This window comes from Variovorax sp. GW822-FHT04A09 (assembly GCF_058801005.1).
Map to the genome: position 1 here is coordinate 814318 of NZ_JBXAMV010000002.1, position 17896 is coordinate 832213.

Below are 17896 nucleotides of genomic sequence, written 5' to 3' on the forward strand. Positions count from 1 at the left end.
GCTCAGGGGCGCAGCACGACGCGGTCGGTGCTGCCCGACAGCACCAGCCGGTAGGCGTCGATCGCTTCGTCGAGCGCGAAGTGGCGTGCCACGGGAAAGGGTTTCAGCGTGCCGCGCTCGAAGCCTTCGCGCATCGCGTCGAGTTGCGCGGTGGACGCCACGCAGTCCATCGCCAGCGAGTCGATGCCCACGTAGGTGTGCATGCCGCGGTAGAACGCGAAGATGTCGAAGGGCACCGCGCGGTCGTGCGTGGCGATGAAGATCTGCGTGGCCCCCTTGGCCATCGCCTTGTTGGCGGCCTCGAAGTAGGCGCTGCCCACGGTGTTGTAGACGATGTGCGCGCCGCGTCCGTCGGTGAGTTCGCGCACCTGCGCGCCCACGTCGGCGTGGTGGCGCGCATCGACCACGTCGACCGGCGCGCTCGCGAACCCTGCGAAGGGCCCGGGGCCGCGCTGCACCGCGATCACGCGCGCGCCGGCCTGCGCGGCCAGCTGCACCGCCGCCTGCCCGACCTTGCCGTTGGCGCCCAGCACCAGCACCGTCTGGCCCGCCTGCGGCATGCCGCAGCGCCGGAAGCCCTCGTAGGCCGTGACGAAGGGCACGCCCACCGCGCCGGCCTCGTCCATCGAGATGCCCTTCGGCTTGGCGCGCAGGGCCGCTTCGGGCAGCACGAGGTAGCGCGCATGCGAGCCGTCGCGCGTGATGCCGACATCACCGCCCGAGCCGTAGACCTCGCGGCCGATCCATTCCGAAGGGCCGTTCACCACGGTGCCCGCGAAGTCGCGCCCCGGCGTGCGCGGCCAGACGGCCTGCGGCATCAGGCCCAGCGCGGCCTTCACGTCGCTCGGGTTCACGGCGGCGGCCATCACGCGCACCACGGCATGGCCGGATGGGGCCACGGGCTCGGGCTGCGGCGCGGCCTCCAGGCGCAGCGCCTCGAGGTTGGCGGCCTTGCCGTTCACGCGCAGGGCGCGGGGTTCCAGATTGACGGCGCTCATCGTGCAGCTCCCTGAACGGCGCGGGTGTCGGCCAGCCCCAGCATCGCGCGGGCCTCACGCGGGTTGGCGACCTTGCCGCCCAGGCTGCGCAGGATGTCGCGCGCCTTCGCCACGAGCTGCGCGTTGCTTTCGGCCAGCACGCCTTTCTCGAGGTAGATGTTGTCTTCCATGCCCACGCGCACGTGGCCGCCCAGCAGCCACGACTGCGCGACGATGGGGAACTCCGTGCGGCCGATGCCGAAGGCGCTCCAGAAGGCGCCGCGCGGCAGCAGGTTGCGCGCATAGAGCAGCGTCTCGGGCGTGGGCGCGAAGCCATACTTCACGCCGAGCACGAAGGTCCACATGGCGGGCCCGTCGAGCGTGCCGTCGGCGATGAGGTCCAGCGCCAGGTGGATGTCGCCCGAGTCGAAGATCTCCAGCTCGGGCTTCACGCCGGCCTCGCGCATCACCTTCGCCATGCGGCGCACGTTCCTCGGCGTGTTGATCACCACGTCGGGGCCGGAGTTCATGGTGTTGAGGTCGAGCGAGCACACGTCGGGTCGGATCAGCGCGATGTGTTCCACGCGCTTTTCGGGCGGCAGCAGCGTGGTGCCGGGCGCGGCGATCTTCGGATCGTCCTCGCTCGGAATGAAGCGCCCGCCCGGCCCGGTCGTGAGGTTCACGATCAGCTCGCGGTTCTCGCGGCGGATGCGGTCGACCACCTCGCGGTACAGCGCGACCTCCATCGAGGGCTTGCCCGTCTCCGGGTGGCGCACGTGGATGTGCACCTGCGCCGCGCCGGCTTCGGCGGCGGCCAGGCATTCGTCGGCGATCTGCACCGGCGTGATCGGCAGGTGCGGCGTCTGCTCGGGCTTCACGAGGTTGCCCGTGACGGCGCAGGTGATGAGCGTCTTCGCGTTGTTCACAGGTGGCGCCCTCCGTCGACCACGATGCGCGTGCCGGTGACGAAGCGCAGCGTGGTGGCCAGCGCTTCCACGGTGGCCGCCACGTCGTCGGGTTTGCCGATGCGCCCCAGCGGCGTGGTGCTGGCCATCTTGTCCGCGAACTCGGCGCCGCGCCCGGGCACGAAGCCCGACTCGACCGCGCCCGGCGACACCGACACCACGCGCACCGCCGGCGCCAGCGCCTTGGCCAGCGCATCGCCCACCACGTCGAGCCCGGCCTTGGCCGCGACATACGCGAGGTTGCTGCCCACGCCCGTGAAGCCGGCGATGGACGAGATGTTGACCACCAGCCCGTCGCCCGTGGCCTTGAGCATCGGCGCGAAGGCGCGGATGGTGGCGAACACGCCGCGGAAGTTGGCGCGCAGCAGCTCGTCGATGAGGTCGTCGGTCAGCGCGTCGAGGTCGCCGGCGGGCACGGGCTGCGTGTGGCCCGCGCTGTTGACCAGGATGTCGCAGCGCCCGTGCGCGGCCTTCACCTCGGCGGCGGCGGCCTGCAGGCTCGGCGTGTCGACGATGTCGGCGCGGATCGCGCCGTGGCGCTGGCCGCTGTCCGAGGGCAGGGCGGCGGCGCGCGCGGCGGCGTTGTTGTTGTCGCCACCGCGGTGCAGCAGCACGCAGGTGGCGCCCAGCGCGGCCAGCCGCGTGGCGGTGGCATAGCCGATGGCGCCGAGGCCGCCGGTGATGACGGCGATCTTGCCGTGGAGTCGGGATTGGGGATCGAAGCTCATGGGATGAAGGGCAGTTGCGGAATCAGGGGATCGGTGGGCGGGGGAACTTCATCTCGCCGGGTTCGAGCTGGAAGTCGTACTGCAGCGTGGCGCTACCGCCGTCGGGCGCGAGCGCGAAGCGGCCGATGAGCTGGCGCGTCACGCCGAAGGTCGGGTCGCTCTCCAGGTTCTCGTCGTCGTCGGCGAACACCTGCGTGACCAGCACCTTGTGGCCCGGCTTGCTCAGCATGAAGTGCAGGTGCGCGGGCCGGTTCGGGTGGCGTTGCTGCGCGCGCAGCAGCACGCCGCACGGCCCGTCGGTGGGCACGGGGTAGCCGGCGGGGCGCACGCTGCGGAAACGGAAGCGGCCTTGCGCGTCGGTGGTGAAGCGCCCGCGCAGGTTCATGTCGTCCTGTTCCGGGTCCTGGTTCTCGTAGAGCCCGACCGGCGAGGCTTGCCACACGTCGACCGTGACATCGGCCATCGGCTGCCCGCTCACGTCGCGCACCGTGCCCGTCACCTCCAGCGGCGTGCCGGGCGTGCCCGAGCGCGCGATGCTCTCGCCCGCCGCGCAGGCCGGCGAGTTGGCGCGCCAGAAGGGGCCCAGCAGGGCGGCCGGCGATTCGCCGTGCGGGTCCTGGTTGTTCTGCAGCGCCACCACGGTGGACACGCCCAGGATGTCGGCCGCCAGCACCACCTCGTTCTTGGTCTCGCCCGTGGCGTGGCCGATGGCGACGATGAATTCGAGCGCCTGCTCGAACTCCTCCTCGGTCAGCTTCACCTCCTGGACGAAGGCGTGCAGGTGGCGCGTGAGCGCGTCCATCACGGTGCGCAGGCGCGGGTCGGGGGTGCGTTGCATGGCGTCGAGCGCAAAGCCGAGCACCGAATCGGGGGAGGTGGCGATGTTCATCTGCAATCCTTGCAATCGTTTGCATGATCTTAAGGCAGATTCCCAAAAAGTAAAATGGCGGGTATCCGGGATGTCAGAATGGAAATTCGCCGACCATGGCGTACCGGATGACCAACAATCGTTTGCACCAATGAGCACCCATCCCCCCTCCAGCCCCGTCACCATCCGCGACGTCGCCCGTGCCGCCGGGGTGCATGTGTCGACCGTGTCGCGCGCGCTCAGTCCCGAGAAGCGCTCGCTGATCAGCGACGAGGTGCTGCGCGTGGTCGAGGAGGCCGCGCAGCGCCTGGGCTACCGGCCCAACCGCGCGGCCTCGGCGCTGCGCACGGGGCGCACCCACACCATCGGCGTGCTGGTGCCCGACATCACGAACGCGGTGTTCCCTCCGATCCTGCAAGGCATCGAGGCCAGCGCGGCCGCGCGCGGCTACTTCGTGTTCGTCACCAACGTGGTCGATCCGGCGCTGGCGCGGCCGGTGCTCGAGCGCATGCTGGCGCAGCGCGTGGACGGCGTGATCCTGGCCACCGCCACGCGGGACGACCCGCTGGTCGACTTCGTCGCCAAGGCCGGCATGACCGCGGTGCTGGTCAACCGCGCCGACGAGACCGGTCGCCTGCCCGCCGTGGTGAGCGACGACCGGCTGGCGATGAAGCTCGCGGTCGACCACCTCGTGGGCCTGGGCCACAAACGTATCGCGCACCTGGCGGGGCCGCAGACCATCCCCACCGGCGTGGGGCGCCTGCTGGGCGTGGAGCAGGCGCTGCGCGACCACCGCATGAAGCCGGCGCGCATCGTCGAGTGCGCGAGCTACAGCCGCGAGGCGGGCGCGGCAGCGATGAAGCAGATGCTCGCGGCCGGCGCCGCGCCGCAAGCCGTGGTCTGCTGCAACGACCTCGTGGCGCTGGGCGCCTACGACGCGCTGCGCGAGGCCGGCCTGCGCGTGCCGAAGGACATCTCGATCACCGGCCACAACGACATGCCGCTGGTCGACATGGTCGATCCGCCGCTCACCACCATCCGGCTGCCGCACCGCGAACTCGGCTGGCGCGCGGCCGAGATGCTGTTCGAGGAGATCGACGGACAGGCGCTGTCGGCCTCCACCGTGGTGCTGCGCCCGGAGCTGGTGGTGCGCAAGTCGACGGCCGCGCCGGCCGCGCGCTGAACGAAGACGAAAACAAATGCATCCGAAGGGCGGCGCGCACACTTCGCGCCGAGAATCGTCGGCCATTCTTGGCCCCGTGTTCCGCTCCCTTTCCGCATGCGCTTTCGTCCCGTCTTCCTGCTTCTTTCCCTCGGTCTTTCCCTCCCGCTGCTGACCCACGCCGCGTCGTCGCGCACCTGCCTCGTCGTGGGCGTGAGCGACGGCGACACGCTCACCGCGCGCTGTGGCCGCAGTGGCGCTTATGAGCAGGTCAAGGTGCGCATCGCCGCCATCGACGCGCCCGAAAAAGCGCAGCCCTACGGCCAGCGCAGCCGCCAGGCGCTGAGCCGCCTGTGCTACGCCGAGAAGGCCGTCATCACCGAGCGTGACACCGACCGCTACGGCCGCACCGTGGCCGACGTGCGCTGCAACGGCGAGGACGCCGGCCGCCGCCTGGTGGCCGAAGGCTGGGCCTGGGTGTACGACTACCACGGCATCGCGAAGAAGCGCGGCGGCGACCTGTTCCGCCTCGAAGCCGCGGCGCGCGCGCAGCACATCGGCCTGTGGGCCGACACCGCGCCGACACCGCCCTGGGACTGGCGCCGCGAACGGCGGGAGCAACCGCGCAACAGCAACAACCACGGCGGCTCGCAGCCCTGGGGTGACGTGCGCTTCGAACCCCTGTCATGACGGCTTCATGGACGCGCGGGAGCATCGCGGGTTCCCACGATTCCCACGGACCCCCAGGACATGGCCAAAGACTTCGCGCGCATGGAGGACTCCAACCCCTCCGGCAATCCCACCATCCACGACGTGTCCGATCCGCAGCGGCGGGTCTTCGTGCGCGGCGGCCTGGCGGCGGCCGTGGCAGGCCTGTTCGGGCCGCTGGCCGGCTGTGCCAGCACGGGCAGCGGCAGTAGCAACGCCGTGAGCGGCCTGGGCCGCGCCATCGGTTTCAAGAGCGTGCCCATGGCGGCGGTCGACCAGGTCGTCGTGCCCGAGGGCTACCGCACGCAGGTGCTGTACCGCTGGGGCGACCCCACGGGCATCGCGGGCCGCATGCCCGCCTTCAAGACCGACGCTTCCGACTCCGCCGACGACCAGGCGCTGCAGGCCGGCATGCACCACGACGGCATGGCCTTCTTCCCGCTCGATGGATCGAACCGCGGCCTGCTGGTGCTGAACCACGAGTACGTGGACGACGGCCTGCTGCACACCGACGGCATGAAGACCTGGAGCGCCGCGAAGGTGCGCAAGTCGATGCACGCGCACGGCGTGTCGGTGATCGAGCTTCAGCGCGACGGCGCGGCCTGGCAGCAGGTGCTGCCTTCGCGTTTCGCGCGCCGCATCACCGCGCTCACGCCGATGACGCTCACCGGCCCTGCGGCCGGCCACCCGATGCTGCGCACCGCGGGCGACCCCTCGGGCACGCAGGTGCTCGGCACCTTCAACAACTGCGCCAACGGCCAGACGCCGTGGGGCACCTACCTGACCTGCGAGGAAAACTTCGCCGACTACTTCGAGGGCACCGCCACGCCCGACGAGCACCAGAAGCGCTGGGGCCTCAAGAAGGGCAACGGCGCCAAGTACCGCTGGCACGAGCACGAAGAACGCTTCGACGTCGCCAAGCACCCGAACGAATCGAACCGCTACGGCTGGGTGGTCGAGATCGATCCGCAAGACTCGAGCTCGACGCCGCGCAAGCGCACCGCGCTGGGCCGCGCCGCGCACGAAGGCGCCGCCGTGGCACTCACCGACGACGGCCGCGCCGTGGTCTACATGGGCGAGGACTCGCGCTTCGAATACATCTACAAGTTCGTGAGCCGCGACAAAGTGCGCCCCGGCGGCGCCGCCGCCAACCGCGACCTGCTCGACCACGGCACGCTCTACGTGGGCCGCTTCGACGTCGACGGCACGGGCGAATGGCTGCCGCTGGTGCAGGGCAAGGGCGGGCTGGTGGCCGACAAGGGCTTCGCCACGCAGGGCGACGTGCTCATCAAGTCGCGCCAGGCCAGCGACATCCTCGGTGCCACGAAGATGGACCGCCCCGAGTGGACCACCGTCGATCCGCTGACGAAGGAGGTCTACTGCACGCTCACCAACAACAGCAACCGCGGCGCGCCAGGTCAGCCCTTCATGGACGCGGCCAACCCGCGTTCCAACAACACGATGGGCCAGATCATCCGCTGGAAGGAAAGCGGCGACCTCGACGCCACGAAGTTCGCGTGGAACCACCTCGTGCTCGCGGGCGACCCGAAGCAGACGCGCTACGAAGCGCAGGGCAACGTCAAGGGCGACGCCTTCGGCAGCCCCGACGGCCTGATGGTCGATGCGCGCGGCGTGCTGTGGATCCAGACCGACGTGTCGACCTCCACGCTCGGCAAGGGCGACTACACGAACCTGCCCAACAACCAGATGCTGGCCTGCGACCCGACCAAGGGCGAGATCCGCCGCTTTCTGCTCGGCCCGGCCGGTTGCGAGATCACCGGCCTCACGGCCACGCCCGACCTGCGCACGCTGTTCATCAACATCCAGCACCCGGGCGAGCCGGCCAACGAGCGCAGCGACCCCGAGCGCCCGCTCGCCGTGTCGAAGTGGCCCGACGGCGCAGGCCGGCCGCGCTCGGCGACCGTGGTCATCACGAAGATCGACGGTGGGGTGATCGGCAGCTGACGCAGCCAAGGGGGCGCCTCGGGGCTTCAGCAGTGGCCCGAGTACCAGCAGCGCATCTCGGGCATGAGCAGGCCCCAGACGAAGCTGATCGCGCACACGACCAGCATCAGCAGCGCGAACATGCGCAGGCCCTCGGCGCCCCAGCGCGGCGCGAAGATGCTCACGAGAAAGCCCGAGAGGAAGGTGCCTTCGAGCCAGGCCGCGCCGCCCCAGCGCAGGATCCAGAGCCAGAACAGCGCATCGAGCGCATGAAAGACGACCCACCAGAGCAACGTCATCGCGCGGCGTGGGAAGTGCTTACGACTCGCTGCGGCCCTGCACGTCGGCCACCACGCGCGCGTTGCGCTGGAAGCTCCAGTAGGCGCTGGCCCAGTCCCACATCACGACGACGCGGTTGCGGAAACCGATGAGGAAGTACGCGTGCGCGAACAGCCAGAACAGCCACGCGGGCCGGCCGCTGAAGCGCAGCGGGCCGAAGGGCGTGCCCAGGTCGACCACGGCCGAGTTGCGCCCGATGGTGGCCAGGTTGCCGTAGTCGGCGTAGCGGAACGGCACCGTGGGCTGGCCTGCCAGGCGGCGCAGGATGTTCGCCGCCGCCGCGCGGCCGGCCTGCTTGGCGCCGGGCGACACGCCGGGCACCGGCTTGGGCGGCTTGCCGGGCGCGTGGCTCATGGCGGCGGCCAGGTCGCCCACCACGCTGATCTCGGGGTGGCCCGCCAGGCTCAGGTCGGGCTCGACCTTGATGCGGCCCGCGCGGTCGCACTCGACGCCCGTGGCGTTGCCGAGCAGCCGGCCCAGCGGCGAGGCCGCGACGCCGGCCGCCCACACCACGCAGCTGCTGGGAATGCGGTAGCTCTGCAGCGGCGCGCCGTCGGGGCCGCCGCCGGTCTGCACTTCGAGGCCGGCGTTGTCGATGGCGGTGACGCGCGCATTCAGCCGCACCTCCACGCCGAGCCGTTCCAGTTGTTCGAGCGCCTTCTGGCTCAGGCTTTCGGGCATGGCCTGCAGCACGCGCGGGCCGCCCTCGACCAGCAGCACCTGCGCGCTGCCGGGATCGATGCGGCGGAACTCGCCCGCAAGCGTGTGCTTGGCGATCTCGGCCAGCGTGCCGGCCATCTCGACGCCGGTCGGCCCGGCGCCGATCACCACGAAGGTGAGCAGCGCGCGGCGGCGCTCGGGGTCGGCGGTGGTCTCGGCCGTCTCGAAGGACATCAGCACGCGGCGGCGGATCTCGAAGGCGTCGGCCAGCGTCTTCAGGCCCGGCGCGGCGGGCGCCCACTCGTCGTGCCCGAAGTAGCTGTGCGTGGCGCCGGCCGCGACGATCAGGTGGTCGTAGGCGACGTGGCTGCCGTCGGCCAGCTGGATGCTGTGCGCGGCCGGGTCGATGCCCGTCACCTCGGCCAGCAGCGTGGTCACGTTGGCCTGCTTGCGGAACAGGGCGCGCACCGGCGCCGCGATCGACGGCGCCGCGAGCCCGGCGGTCGCCACCTGGTACAGCAGGGGCTGGAACAGGTGGTGGTTGGTCTTGTCGATCACCGTCACATCGACGTCGGCCCGCTGCAGCTTGCGCGCTGCCTCGAGTCCGCCGAAACCGCAGCCGATGATGACAACGTGGGGCCTGGCCGAAGGAGAGGGGGTTTGCATCGCCCGGATCATACGCAGCGGGCCGGGGCCGTTGCCCACAGGACGGGCGCTTGCGGCGGCGAGGCGGCGGCGTCTTGTCCTACGTGCTTTTGTCGCCCGAATGGGCTAAAACTTCCGGCTCACCCGACTGGAGACACCATGAAGTTTTCCCGGCCGATCGCCCCCGTGGCGAGCGCCTTGCGCGAGCAATTCCGCACGGTGCGCGCCGCCAGCGTGGCGCTGGCCGCGCCGCTGTCCGCCGAGGACCAGTGCATCCAGTCGATGCCCGATGCCAGCCCGACCAAGTGGCACCTGGCGCACACGACGTGGTTCTTCGAGACCGTGCTGCTGCAGCCGCATGCGGCGGGGTACCGACCCTTCGATGCGCGTTTTCATTACCTCTTCAACTCCTACTACGAAGCGCTCGGCCCGCGCCACCCGCGCCCCCAGCGCGGGCTGCTCACGCGGCCTTCGCTCGATGAAGTGCACGCCTACCGCCGCCATGTCGACGAGGCGGTGCTCGCGCTGCTGGCTGCGCCGGAGGCGCTCGACTGGGTAGCCATCGAGGCCATCGTCGCGCTCGGGCTGAACCATGAGCAGCAGCACCAGGAGCTGCTGCTCACCGACATCCTGCATGCGCTGTCGTGCAACCCGCTGCTGCCGGCCTACAGGCCCGCGAGCGGCCCCGCGCGGCGGCTGGCGGCCGTGCCGGCCGAGGTGCGCTGGCTGGAACAGCCGGGCGGCACGGTCGAGGTCGGGCATGCGGGCGAAGGCTTCTGCTTCGACAACGAGACGCCGCGCCACGCCGCCTTGCTGCGCCCCTACGCCATCGCCGACCGGCTCGTGAACTGCGGCGACTACGCGCAGTTCATCGCCGACGGCGGTTACCGCCGGCCCGAGCTGTGGCTGTCCGACGGCTGGGCCACGGTGCAGGCGCAGGGCTGGCGCCACCCGGCCTACTGGCTCGAAGCCGACGACCCGCGCATCGCCACCCTCGGCGCCGGCGGCGGCCCTGCCGCGCCCGGCGGCTGGCAGGTGTTCGGCCTGCACGGCGTGCGGCCGATGGAGGCCGACGCGCCCGTGTCCCAGCTGAGCTTCTACGAGGCCGCCGCGTACGCCGAATGGGCCGGCGCACGGTTGCCCACCGAGTTCGAATGGGAGGCCGCCTTCGACGCGCCCGGCATCGCGCAGATGAGCGGCCATGTCTGGCAATGGACGCGTTCCTCGTACGACCCGTACCCGGGCTTTCGTCCGCTGCCCGGCATCGCGGCCGAATACAACGGCAAGTTCATGGTGGGCCAGCTGGTGCTGCGCGGCGGCAGCGTGGCCACGCCGGCCGGCCACACGCGGCCGAGCTACCGCAATTTCTTTCCGCCGGCGGCACGCTGGCAGTTCTCGGGGCTGCGGCTCGCGAAAGACCTTTGACCGACACCTCGATGGAGCCGAGCATCATGCGCAATCCGACCGCCCCGTTCGCCCTCGCCAGCCATCTGCAGCGACAGGAAGCAGCGACCCCGCCCGACACCGCCCCGTGGTCCGAGTTCGGCCGCGCCATGCAGGCCGGCCTGGCACGCACGCCGCGCCACATCTCGCCCAAGTTCTTCTACGACGTGGCCGGCTCGCAGCTGTTCGACCGCATCTGCGAGTTGCCCGAGTACTACCCCACGCGCACCGAGCTGGGCATCCTGGGCGCCTGCGCCGGCGAGATCGCCGCGCAGATCGGGCCGAACGCCGAGATCGTCGAGTTCGGCGCGGGTTCGCTCACCAAGGTGCGGCTGCTGCTCGATGCGCTCGAATCACCCAAGCGCTATCTGCCGATCGACATCTCGGGCGAGCACCTCGAGGCCGCGGCGGCGCGCCTGAAGGCCGACTACCCGGCGCTCGCGGTGCAGCCCATCGCGGCCGACTACACCATGCCGCTCGTGCTGCCCGCGCCCATGGCCGGGGCGGGCCGGCGCGTGGGCTTCTTTCCCGGCTCGACCATCGGCAACTTCGAGCCCGACGAGGCGCTGGCGTTTTTGCAGCTCGCGGCGCGCATGCTGCGGGGCGGCGGCCTGCTGATCGGCGTCGACCTGGTGAAAGACCCCGACCGGCTGCACGCGGCCTACAACGACGCGCAGGGCGTGACGGCGGCGTTCAACCTCAACCTGCTGCGGCGCGCGAACGCGGAGCTGTCGGCCGACTTCGACCTCGACGGCTTCTCGCACGCGGCCTTCTACAACGCACCGATGCGCCGCATCGAGATGCACCTCGTGAGCCGGCGCGCGCAGAGCGTGCAGCTGCGCGGCGAGCGCTTCTCGTTCGAGGAAGGCGAGACCCTGCACACCGAGTACTCGCACAAGTTCACCGTCGAAGGCCTGCAGGCCCTGGCGGTGCGCGCGGGCTTCCGCGTCGGGGCGGTGTGGACCGACCCCGAGCGGCTGTTCAGCGTGCACTGGCTGCTGAGCTGACGCGCTAGCTGTCCAGCCCCGCCAGGCACACGTACTTCACTTCGAGGAAGTCGTCGAGCCCGTACTTCGAGCCTTCGCGCCCCAGCCCCGACTGCTTGACGCCGCCGAAGGGCGCCTCGGCCGTCGACACCAGACCGGTGTTCACGCCCACGATGCCCGATTCGAGCGCCTCGGCCACGCGCATGATGCGGCCGATGTCGCGGCTGTAGAAGTACGCGGCCAGGCCGAACTCGGTGTCGTTGGCCGCGGCGATGGCCTCGGCCTCGGTGTCGAACGCGAAGATCGGCGCCAGCGGGCCGAAGGTTTCCTCGCGCGCGAACAGCATCTCGGGTGTGGCGCCGCCGATCACGGTCGGCTCGTAGAACAGGCCGCCCAGCGCATGGCGCTTGCCGCCCGCGAGCACGGTGCCGCCCTTGGCGACGGCGTCGGCCACGTGCTCCTCGATCTTCTCGACCGCCTTGGCGTCGATCAGCGGGCCCTGGTTGACGCCGGCCTCGGTGCCGTTGCCGACCTTCAGTGCGTTGACCTTGGCCACCAGCTTCTGCGTGAAGGCTTCCAGCACACCGCGCTGCACGTACAAGCGGTTGGCGCACACGCAGGTCTGGCCGGTGTTGCGGTACTTGGACACCATCGCGCCTTCGACGGCCGCATCGACATCGGCATCGTCGAACACGATGAAGGGCGCGTTGCCGCCGAGTTCGAGCGACAGCTTCTTGATGGTGTCGGCCGACTGCTTCATGAGCGTGCGGCCCACCTCTGTCGAACCCGTGAACGTGAGCTTGCGCACGATGGGGCTGCGCGTCATCTCGCCGCCGATCTGGCTGGCCGAGCCGGTGAGCACCGACAGCAGGCCCTTGGGCACGCCCGCGCGCTCGGCGAGCACGGCAAAGGCCAGCGCCGAGAACGGCGTCTGCGTGGCCGGCTTCACGACCATGGCGCAGCCGGCCGCGAGCGCGGGCCCGGCCTTGCGCGTGAGCATGGCGGTGGGAAAGTTCCAGGGCGTGATGGCGGCGGTGACACCCACGGGCTGCTTGAGTGCCAGGATGCGGCGGTCGGCCTGCGGCGCGGGAATGGTGTCGCCGTACACGCGGCGCGCTTCTTCGGCGAACCACTCGATGAACGAGGCGGCGTAGGCGATCTCGCCGCGGCTCTCGGCCAGGGGCTTGCCCTGCTCGGTGGTCATGATCAGCGCGAGGTCGTCCACGTTCGCCAGCATCAGGTCGTTGAGCTTGCGCAGGATGGCCGAGCGTTCCTTGGCGGGCACCTTGGCCCAGGCCTTCTGCGCCTTCTCGGCGGCGGCGATGGCGCGCACGGTTTCCTCGGTGCCGCACATCGGCACGGTGCCGATCTGCTCGCCGGTGGCGGGGTTGGTGACGGCGACGGTGGTGCCGTTGTCGGCATTCACCCAGGCGCCGGCGATGCAGGCCTGCTGGCGCAGCAGGGTCGGGTCTTGGAGTTTCAGTGGCATGGGTGGTTTGTCTCAGGCTTGCAATGCGGCGGCGAGGATGTCGAGGCCTTCGCCGAGCACCGCGTCTTCGATGGTCAGGGGGAACAGGAAGCGGACCACATTGGCGTGCACGCCGCAAGTCAGCAGCAGCAAACCCGCGTCGCGCGCTCGGGTTTGCACCTGCTTCGTGAACTCGGGGTCGGGCGCGCCGTCGGCCCCCGCGAACTCGACCGCCACCATCGCGCCCAGGCCCCGCACGTCCGCGATCTGCGGCACCTTCGCGCGCAGCCCTTCGAGGCGCGCCTTGAGCCGGTCGCCCAGCACCTGCGCGCGCTCACACAGGCGCTCGTCCTCGATCACGTCGAGCACCGCATGCGCCGCCGCAATCGCCAGTGCGTTGGCGGCGTAGGTGCCGCCAAGGCCGCCGGGGGCGGGCGCGTCCATGATCTCGGCGCGGCCGCACACGGCCGACAGCGGCGTGCCGCCGGCCAGGCTCTTGGCCATGGTCATGAGGTCGGGCACCACGTCGTGGTGGTCCATGGCAAACCACTTGCCGGTGCGCGCGAAGCCGGTCTGGATCTCGTCGGCGATCAGCAGGATGCCGTGGCGGTCGCAGATCTCGCGCAGCGCGCGCATGAAGGCGGGCGGCGCGGCGTAGAAGCCGCCTTCGCCCTGCACCGGCTCCAGGATGATGGCTGCCACCTGTTCGGGCTCGATGTCGGCCTTGAAGAGCTGCTCGATGGCGCGCAGCGAATCGTCCACCGACACGCCGTGCAGCGCGATCGGCGCGGGCACGTGGAAGATGCTGCCGGGAAAGGGCCCGAAGCCGGTCTTGTACGGCACCACCTTGCCCGTGAGTGCCATGCCCATGAAGGTGCGGCCGTGAAAGCCCCCGCTCAGTGCCATCACGCCGGGCCGGCGCGTCGCGGCGCGCGCGATCTTGATGGCGTTCTCGACCGCCTCGGCGCCGGTCGTGAAGAAGGCGGTCTTCTTGGCGTGGGTGCCGGGCGTGAGGCGGTTCAGGCGCTCGGCCAGCGACACCACGCTTTCGTACGGCACCACCTGGTAGGCCGTGTGGGTGAAGCGCTCGAGCTGCGCGCGAATGGCCTCCACCACGCGCGGATGCCGGTGGCCGGTGTTGAGCACGGCGATGCCCGAGCCGAAGTCGATGTAGCGCCGGCCTTCGACGTCCCACAGCTCGGCGTTGAGCGCGCGCTCGGCATAGATGGGAAAGCCGATGCCGACGCCGCGCGGCGTGGCGGCGATGCGGCGCGCGTCGATGGCGGCGTTGGTCCTGGATGTCATGAGATTCCTTCGTTGCTTGTGTTGGTTGGAGGCTCAGTGGCTGCCCGGTGCCACCATGCGATGGCGGATCTGGTCGGCGACCACGGCCACGATCAGCAGGGCGCCCAGCACCACCATCTGCAGGTAAGAGCCCACGCTGGCCAGGTTCATGCCGTTCTGCACCAGGCCGATGAAGATGGCGCCCATCACCACGTTGGGCACGCGGCCGATGCCGCCGCGCAGGCTCACGCCGGCGATCACGCAGGCCGCAATCGATTCGAGCGCCACGGTGCCGCCGAGGTTGGCCTCGCCGGTTTCCACGCGCGCCGTGAGCAGCAGGCCGCTCACGGCCGCGAGGCCCGCGCACAGCAGGTAGGCCATGAGCAGCACGCGGCGCGTGTCGATGCCCGAGAGCGCCGCGGCCTTGGCGTTGCCGCCCACCGCGAGCAGGTGCGTGCCGGTCGGCAGGCGCCCCATGAGCAGGCCCATGCCGGCCACGCACACGGCCGTCACGAGGATCGGCACCGGCACGCCGAGCACGGTGCCGAAGCCGAACAGCTCGCTGAACTGCGCCGGCATGCCCGACACCGGCACGCCGCCCGTGAGGAACAGCGCGAAGCCGAAGCCGATCGACTGCACGCCCAGCGTCACGATGAAGGGCGACACGCCGATCACCGCCACGCCGAAGCCGTTGATGAGGCCCACCACCAGCCCGGCGAGCATCCCGCAGGCGCAGCCCACGAGCACCACCATCCAGGCCGCGTCGGGAAAGGCCGCGCCCAGCGCCTGCATGGCGAGCGCGGAGACCACCGAGGTGATCGCCATCACCGTGCCCACCGAGAGGTCGAAGCCGCCGGTCACCAGCGCCAGCATCTGGCCCAGCGACACGAGGATCAGGTAGACCGACTGGCGCAGCAGGTTCACGAGGTTCTGCACCGTGAGGAACTGGTCGGACAGCGTGGCGAACACCACGCAGGCGATCACCAGCATGAAGGGCAGCACGCCCAGGCGCAGGAAGAGGCTGCGCAGCAGGCCGAGGGCGCGCCCGGCCAGGCCGGGCGTGGGAGCCGCCGGGGCGGCGGTGAGGGAAGGTGAAGTCATGAGGAGGGGTTCTCGCTGGGGCCGAAAAACAGGTTGAGCACGGCGGTTTCCTGGATGGCGTCGCCGTGCAGCTCGCCGGCGATCTCGCCGCGGCACATCACGTACACGCGGTGGCTCAGGTGCAGCACCTCGGGCAGGTCGGACGAGATCACGACCACCGCCGCGCCGCCTTCGCAGAGCTTGCGGATCACCTCGTACAGCGCGCTGCGGGTGCCGACATCGACGCCGACCGTGGGCTCGTCGAACACGTAGAGCGCGGCGTCGCGCGTCATGCCCTTGCCGAACAGCACCTTCTGCTGGTTGCCGCCCGAGAGCAGGCCCACGGGCCGCTCGAGGTTGCGCGGCGCGAGTTCGACGCGCTCGGCGGCCGTCGTCGAAAGCCGCCGCCCGAGGCGCTTGCGCAGCCAGCCGCCGCGCCCGCGCAGCGGCCCGTGCACGAGGGGTAGGGTGATGTTGGCGCGCGAGGTGAAGCCGAGCACCAGCCCTTCGCCCTTGCGGTCGGGCGGCAGGTAGAAGAGGCCGTCGTCGAGCAGCTGGCGCACCGTCGCGCCGGTGCGCGGCCGGCCCTTGAACAGCACGCGGCCTTCGCTCACGGGGTCGAGCCCGTAGATCGCGCGGAACAGCTCCGACTTGCCGCAGCCGACCAGTCCGGCCAGCCCGACCACTTCGCCGCGCCGCACCATGAGGCTGGCGTGGCGCACGCCGTTCGGCGAGGCCAGCCCTTCGACCTGCAGCACCACCTCGCCGGGATTGGCGGTGATGCGCGGGTAGATGTTGTCGATGGCGCGCCCGCTCATCAGCTCGATGAGCCGGTCGGCGCTGGTCGCATGCGCGTCCACCGTCGTGACCTTGCGGCCGTCGCGCAGCACCGTGATGCGGTCGGCGATCTGTGCGATCTCCTGCATGCGGTGCGAGATGTAGACGATGCCCACGCCGCGCGCCTTCAGCCGCGCCACCAGTTCGAACAGGCGCTGCGTCTCGGTGTCGGTGAGCGAGGCGGTGGGTTCGTCGAGGATCAGCACCGACACCTCGCCGCGCAGGCCCTTGGCGATCTCCACCATCTGCTGCTGCGCGCGCGTGAGGCCCGCCACGGGCGCGTCGACATCGATCTCGAAACCCAGGTCGGCCAGCATAGTGCGGGCGCGTTCGCGCACCGCCGCGCGGTCGAGCAGGCCGCGCTGGCACGGCTCCTCGCCCAGGCTCAGGTTCTGCGCCACCGACAGCGTGGGGATCAGCGAGAACTCCTGGAACACCGCGCTGATGCCGTGGCGCCGCGCGTCGTGCACGTTGGCGAACTTCACCGGCGCGCCGTGCATGCGGATCTCGCCCGCCGTCGGCACGTTGGCGCCGGCCAGCAGCGAGATCAGCGTGGACTTGCCGGCGCCGTTCTCGCCGAACAGCACGTGCACCTCGCCGGCGCGCAGCTCGAAGTCCATCGCATCGAGCGCGAGCACGCCGGGGTAGCGTTTGCCCAGGCCGAGGGTCTGCAGCAGCACGGGAGCCATGGCCGGCCTACTTGACCTCGAACACCGGCTTGAAGCCGGTCGGCGGCAGGATGTCGGCCTGCTTCACGGTCTTGATGTTGCCGCTGTCGACCACGAAGATCTTCGGGCCGACGTGCTTCACCACGTCCTTGTTCTCCAGTAGGCGCACGGCCTGGTCGACCGCGATGCGGCCCTGGATCACCATCGAGTCGGCCGGCGCGGCCACGATGCGGCCCTTCTGGATGCCTTCGTACACGCCCGGCGTCATGTAGAACGAGAGCACCTGCACCTTCTTGTCGAGGTTGCGTGCGCGCAGGATGCCGGTGGCAGCCTCGGCGGTCACTGCCGTGCCGGCGACGTAGGCCAGGTCGGGGTTGCCCTGCAGCACGTCTTCGACCAGCTTGGCCTGCGCCTCCTTGCCGGTGTCGCCGTACTTCGGGTCGAGCACCGTCACGGCGCTGCCCTTGATCGCTTCCATGAAGCCCTTGTGCGCGGCCTCGACCCAGCCCGCGCCGGCCGGGCCGGGGAACCAGCCGACCTTCACCGGCGGCGAACCGGCAGGGTGCTTCTTCGCGAGGTACTCGCCGGTCGACTGACCCATCGTGTAGAACGACACCAGCGACTTGGCCGACAGGTCGGGCGAGCTGATGCCGTTGACCAGGTCGATCACCGGCACCTTCTTGGCGGCCGTGGCCTTGATGACGTTGTTGAGCCCGTCGCCCGAGATCGCGCCGATGACCACCGCGTTGGCGCCGCGCGCCACGCAGTCCTCGATCTGCGAGACCTGCTTGCCCAGGTTGGTGTAGCCGCCCGCGTCGACCACCTGCAGCTTCACGCCCAGGCGACGCGCCTCTTCGATCACGCCGTAGTCCACGCCGAGCCAGTAGGCGTCCTTCATGTGCGGGAACGACACGCAGATGTCCCACTTCTTCGACGCCTTGGCCAGCGGCGTGTAGTCGATGGGTTTCTTCGTGCCCTCGGCCGAGAAGGCGGGCTCGGTGGCCTCGGCCTTGTAGGGAAACCAGTCGGCGGCCGAGGCCGGGGCGTGCCACGCCAGGGCGGTGGCGAGCGAAGCGGCGATCAATGAAACGCGCAGGGGCGAGCTGTTCATGAAGAACTCCTTGGGTGACAGCG

At 70.6% G+C, this 17896-nt stretch carries 16 protein-coding genes; 5 read left to right on the top strand and 11 right to left on the bottom strand.

Annotation, left to right across the window (positions count from 1 at the left end; translation table 11 throughout):
- Positions 1 to 2: 2 nt before the first annotated feature.
- The 4 genes from AC1RLW_RS14895 to AC1RLW_RS14910 are packed head-to-tail and all read right to left on the bottom strand — an operon-like array spanning position 3 to position 3559.
- Positions 3 to 998 (bottom strand): quinone oxidoreductase family protein, encoded by a 996-nt coding sequence (locus AC1RLW_RS14895; protein ID WP_493193676.1) that lies wholly within the window; start codon positions 996 to 998, stop codon positions 3 to 5.
- Positions 995 to 1903 carry a beta-keto acid cleavage family enzyme gene (locus AC1RLW_RS14900; protein ID WP_493193678.1) on the bottom strand — a complete coding sequence of 303 codons (909 nt, stop codon included), beginning with the start codon at positions 1901 to 1903 and terminating at the stop codon, positions 995 to 997. The genes AC1RLW_RS14895 and AC1RLW_RS14900 overlap by 4 nt, the downstream gene beginning before the upstream one ends.
- Positions 1900 to 2670, bottom strand: a complete 771-nt coding sequence (locus AC1RLW_RS14905; protein WP_492736595.1) for an SDR family NAD(P)-dependent oxidoreductase — start codon at positions 2668 to 2670, stop codon at positions 1900 to 1902. Before AC1RLW_RS14905 ends, AC1RLW_RS14900 begins: the two co-directional genes overlap by 4 nt.
- A gap of 22 nt (positions 2671 to 2692) precedes the next feature.
- On the bottom strand, positions 2693 to 3559 hold the full coding sequence (locus tag AC1RLW_RS14910; protein ID WP_493193681.1) for a dioxygenase family protein: 867 nt from the start codon (positions 3557 to 3559) through the stop codon (positions 2693 to 2695).
- Positions 3560 to 3689: 130 nt separating this feature from the next.
- Here AC1RLW_RS14910 and AC1RLW_RS14915 point away from each other — a divergent pair, with 130 nt between their 5' ends.
- From AC1RLW_RS14915 to AC1RLW_RS14925, 3 genes are all read left to right on the top strand, one after another.
- Positions 3690 to 4721: a LacI family DNA-binding transcriptional regulator gene (locus tag AC1RLW_RS14915; protein ID WP_062477653.1), complete on the top strand. Its 1032-nt coding sequence runs from the start codon at positions 3690 to 3692 to the stop codon at positions 4719 to 4721.
- 96 nt (positions 4722 to 4817) lie between these two features.
- Positions 4818 to 5390 carry a thermonuclease family protein gene (locus AC1RLW_RS14920; protein WP_493193682.1) on the top strand — a complete coding sequence of 191 codons (573 nt, stop codon included), beginning with the start codon at positions 4818 to 4820 and terminating at the stop codon, positions 5388 to 5390.
- A 60-nt stretch (positions 5391 to 5450) separates the two neighbouring features.
- Entirely contained in the window at positions 5451 to 7373 is a 1923-nt protein-coding gene (locus tag AC1RLW_RS14925; RefSeq protein WP_493193684.1) for a PhoX family protein, read from the top strand.
- Between the two features lie 26 nt (positions 7374 to 7399).
- On the opposite strand, the gene AC1RLW_RS14930 is transcribed toward AC1RLW_RS14925, so the two are convergent.
- Both AC1RLW_RS14930 and AC1RLW_RS14935 read right to left on the bottom strand, forming a co-directional pair.
- On the bottom strand, positions 7400 to 7651 hold the full coding sequence (locus AC1RLW_RS14930) for a hypothetical protein (protein ID WP_070062528.1): 252 nt from the start codon (positions 7649 to 7651) through the stop codon (positions 7400 to 7402).
- A gap of 19 nt (positions 7652 to 7670) precedes the next feature.
- The gene (locus tag AC1RLW_RS14935; RefSeq protein WP_493193686.1) at positions 7671 to 9017 is read right to left on the bottom strand and encodes an NAD(P)/FAD-dependent oxidoreductase; all 1347 of its coding nucleotides are present in this window, start codon (positions 9015 to 9017) and stop codon (positions 7671 to 7673) included.
- A gap of 138 nt (positions 9018 to 9155) precedes the next feature.
- On the opposite strand from AC1RLW_RS14935, the gene egtB reads away from it, so the two are divergent.
- Together egtB and egtD are read left to right on the top strand one after the other, a co-directional pair.
- Positions 9156 to 10421, top strand: coding sequence for an ergothioneine biosynthesis protein EgtB (egtB, locus tag AC1RLW_RS14940; protein ID WP_493193687.1), 1266 nt, complete (start codon positions 9156 to 9158; stop codon positions 10419 to 10421).
- Positions 10422 to 10447: 26 nt separating this feature from the next.
- Positions 10448 to 11446 carry an L-histidine N(alpha)-methyltransferase gene (gene egtD / locus AC1RLW_RS14945; protein WP_139705681.1) on the top strand — a complete coding sequence of 333 codons (999 nt, stop codon included), beginning with the start codon at positions 10448 to 10450 and terminating at the stop codon, positions 11444 to 11446.
- Between the two features lie 4 nt (positions 11447 to 11450).
- Here the strand turns inward: egtD and AC1RLW_RS14950 are convergent, their stop codons facing one another.
- From AC1RLW_RS14950 to torT, 5 genes are read right to left on the bottom strand one after another with little or no spacing between them, the layout of a single operon-like run.
- Positions 11451 to 12914, bottom strand: a complete 1464-nt coding sequence (locus tag AC1RLW_RS14950; protein ID WP_493193688.1) for an NAD-dependent succinate-semialdehyde dehydrogenase — start codon at positions 12912 to 12914, stop codon at positions 11451 to 11453.
- 12 nt (positions 12915 to 12926) lie between these two features.
- Entirely contained in the window at positions 12927 to 14198 is a 1272-nt protein-coding gene (gene gabT / locus AC1RLW_RS14955; protein ID WP_493193690.1) for a 4-aminobutyrate--2-oxoglutarate transaminase, read from the bottom strand.
- Between the two features lie 33 nt (positions 14199 to 14231).
- A complete protein-coding gene (locus AC1RLW_RS14960; RefSeq protein WP_354343694.1) occupies positions 14232 to 15278 on the bottom strand; it encodes an ABC transporter permease in 1047 nt (348 codons plus the stop codon).
- Positions 15275 to 16783, bottom strand: a complete 1509-nt coding sequence (locus AC1RLW_RS14965) for a sugar ABC transporter ATP-binding protein (protein WP_493193691.1) — start codon at positions 16781 to 16783, stop codon at positions 15275 to 15277. Before AC1RLW_RS14965 ends, AC1RLW_RS14960 begins: the two co-directional genes overlap by 4 nt.
- Positions 16784 to 16790: 7 nt before the next feature.
- On the bottom strand, positions 16791 to 17873 hold the full coding sequence (gene torT, locus AC1RLW_RS14970) for a TMAO reductase system periplasmic protein TorT (protein WP_492742410.1): 1083 nt from the start codon (positions 17871 to 17873) through the stop codon (positions 16791 to 16793).
- Positions 17874 to 17896: the final 23 nt, after the last annotated feature.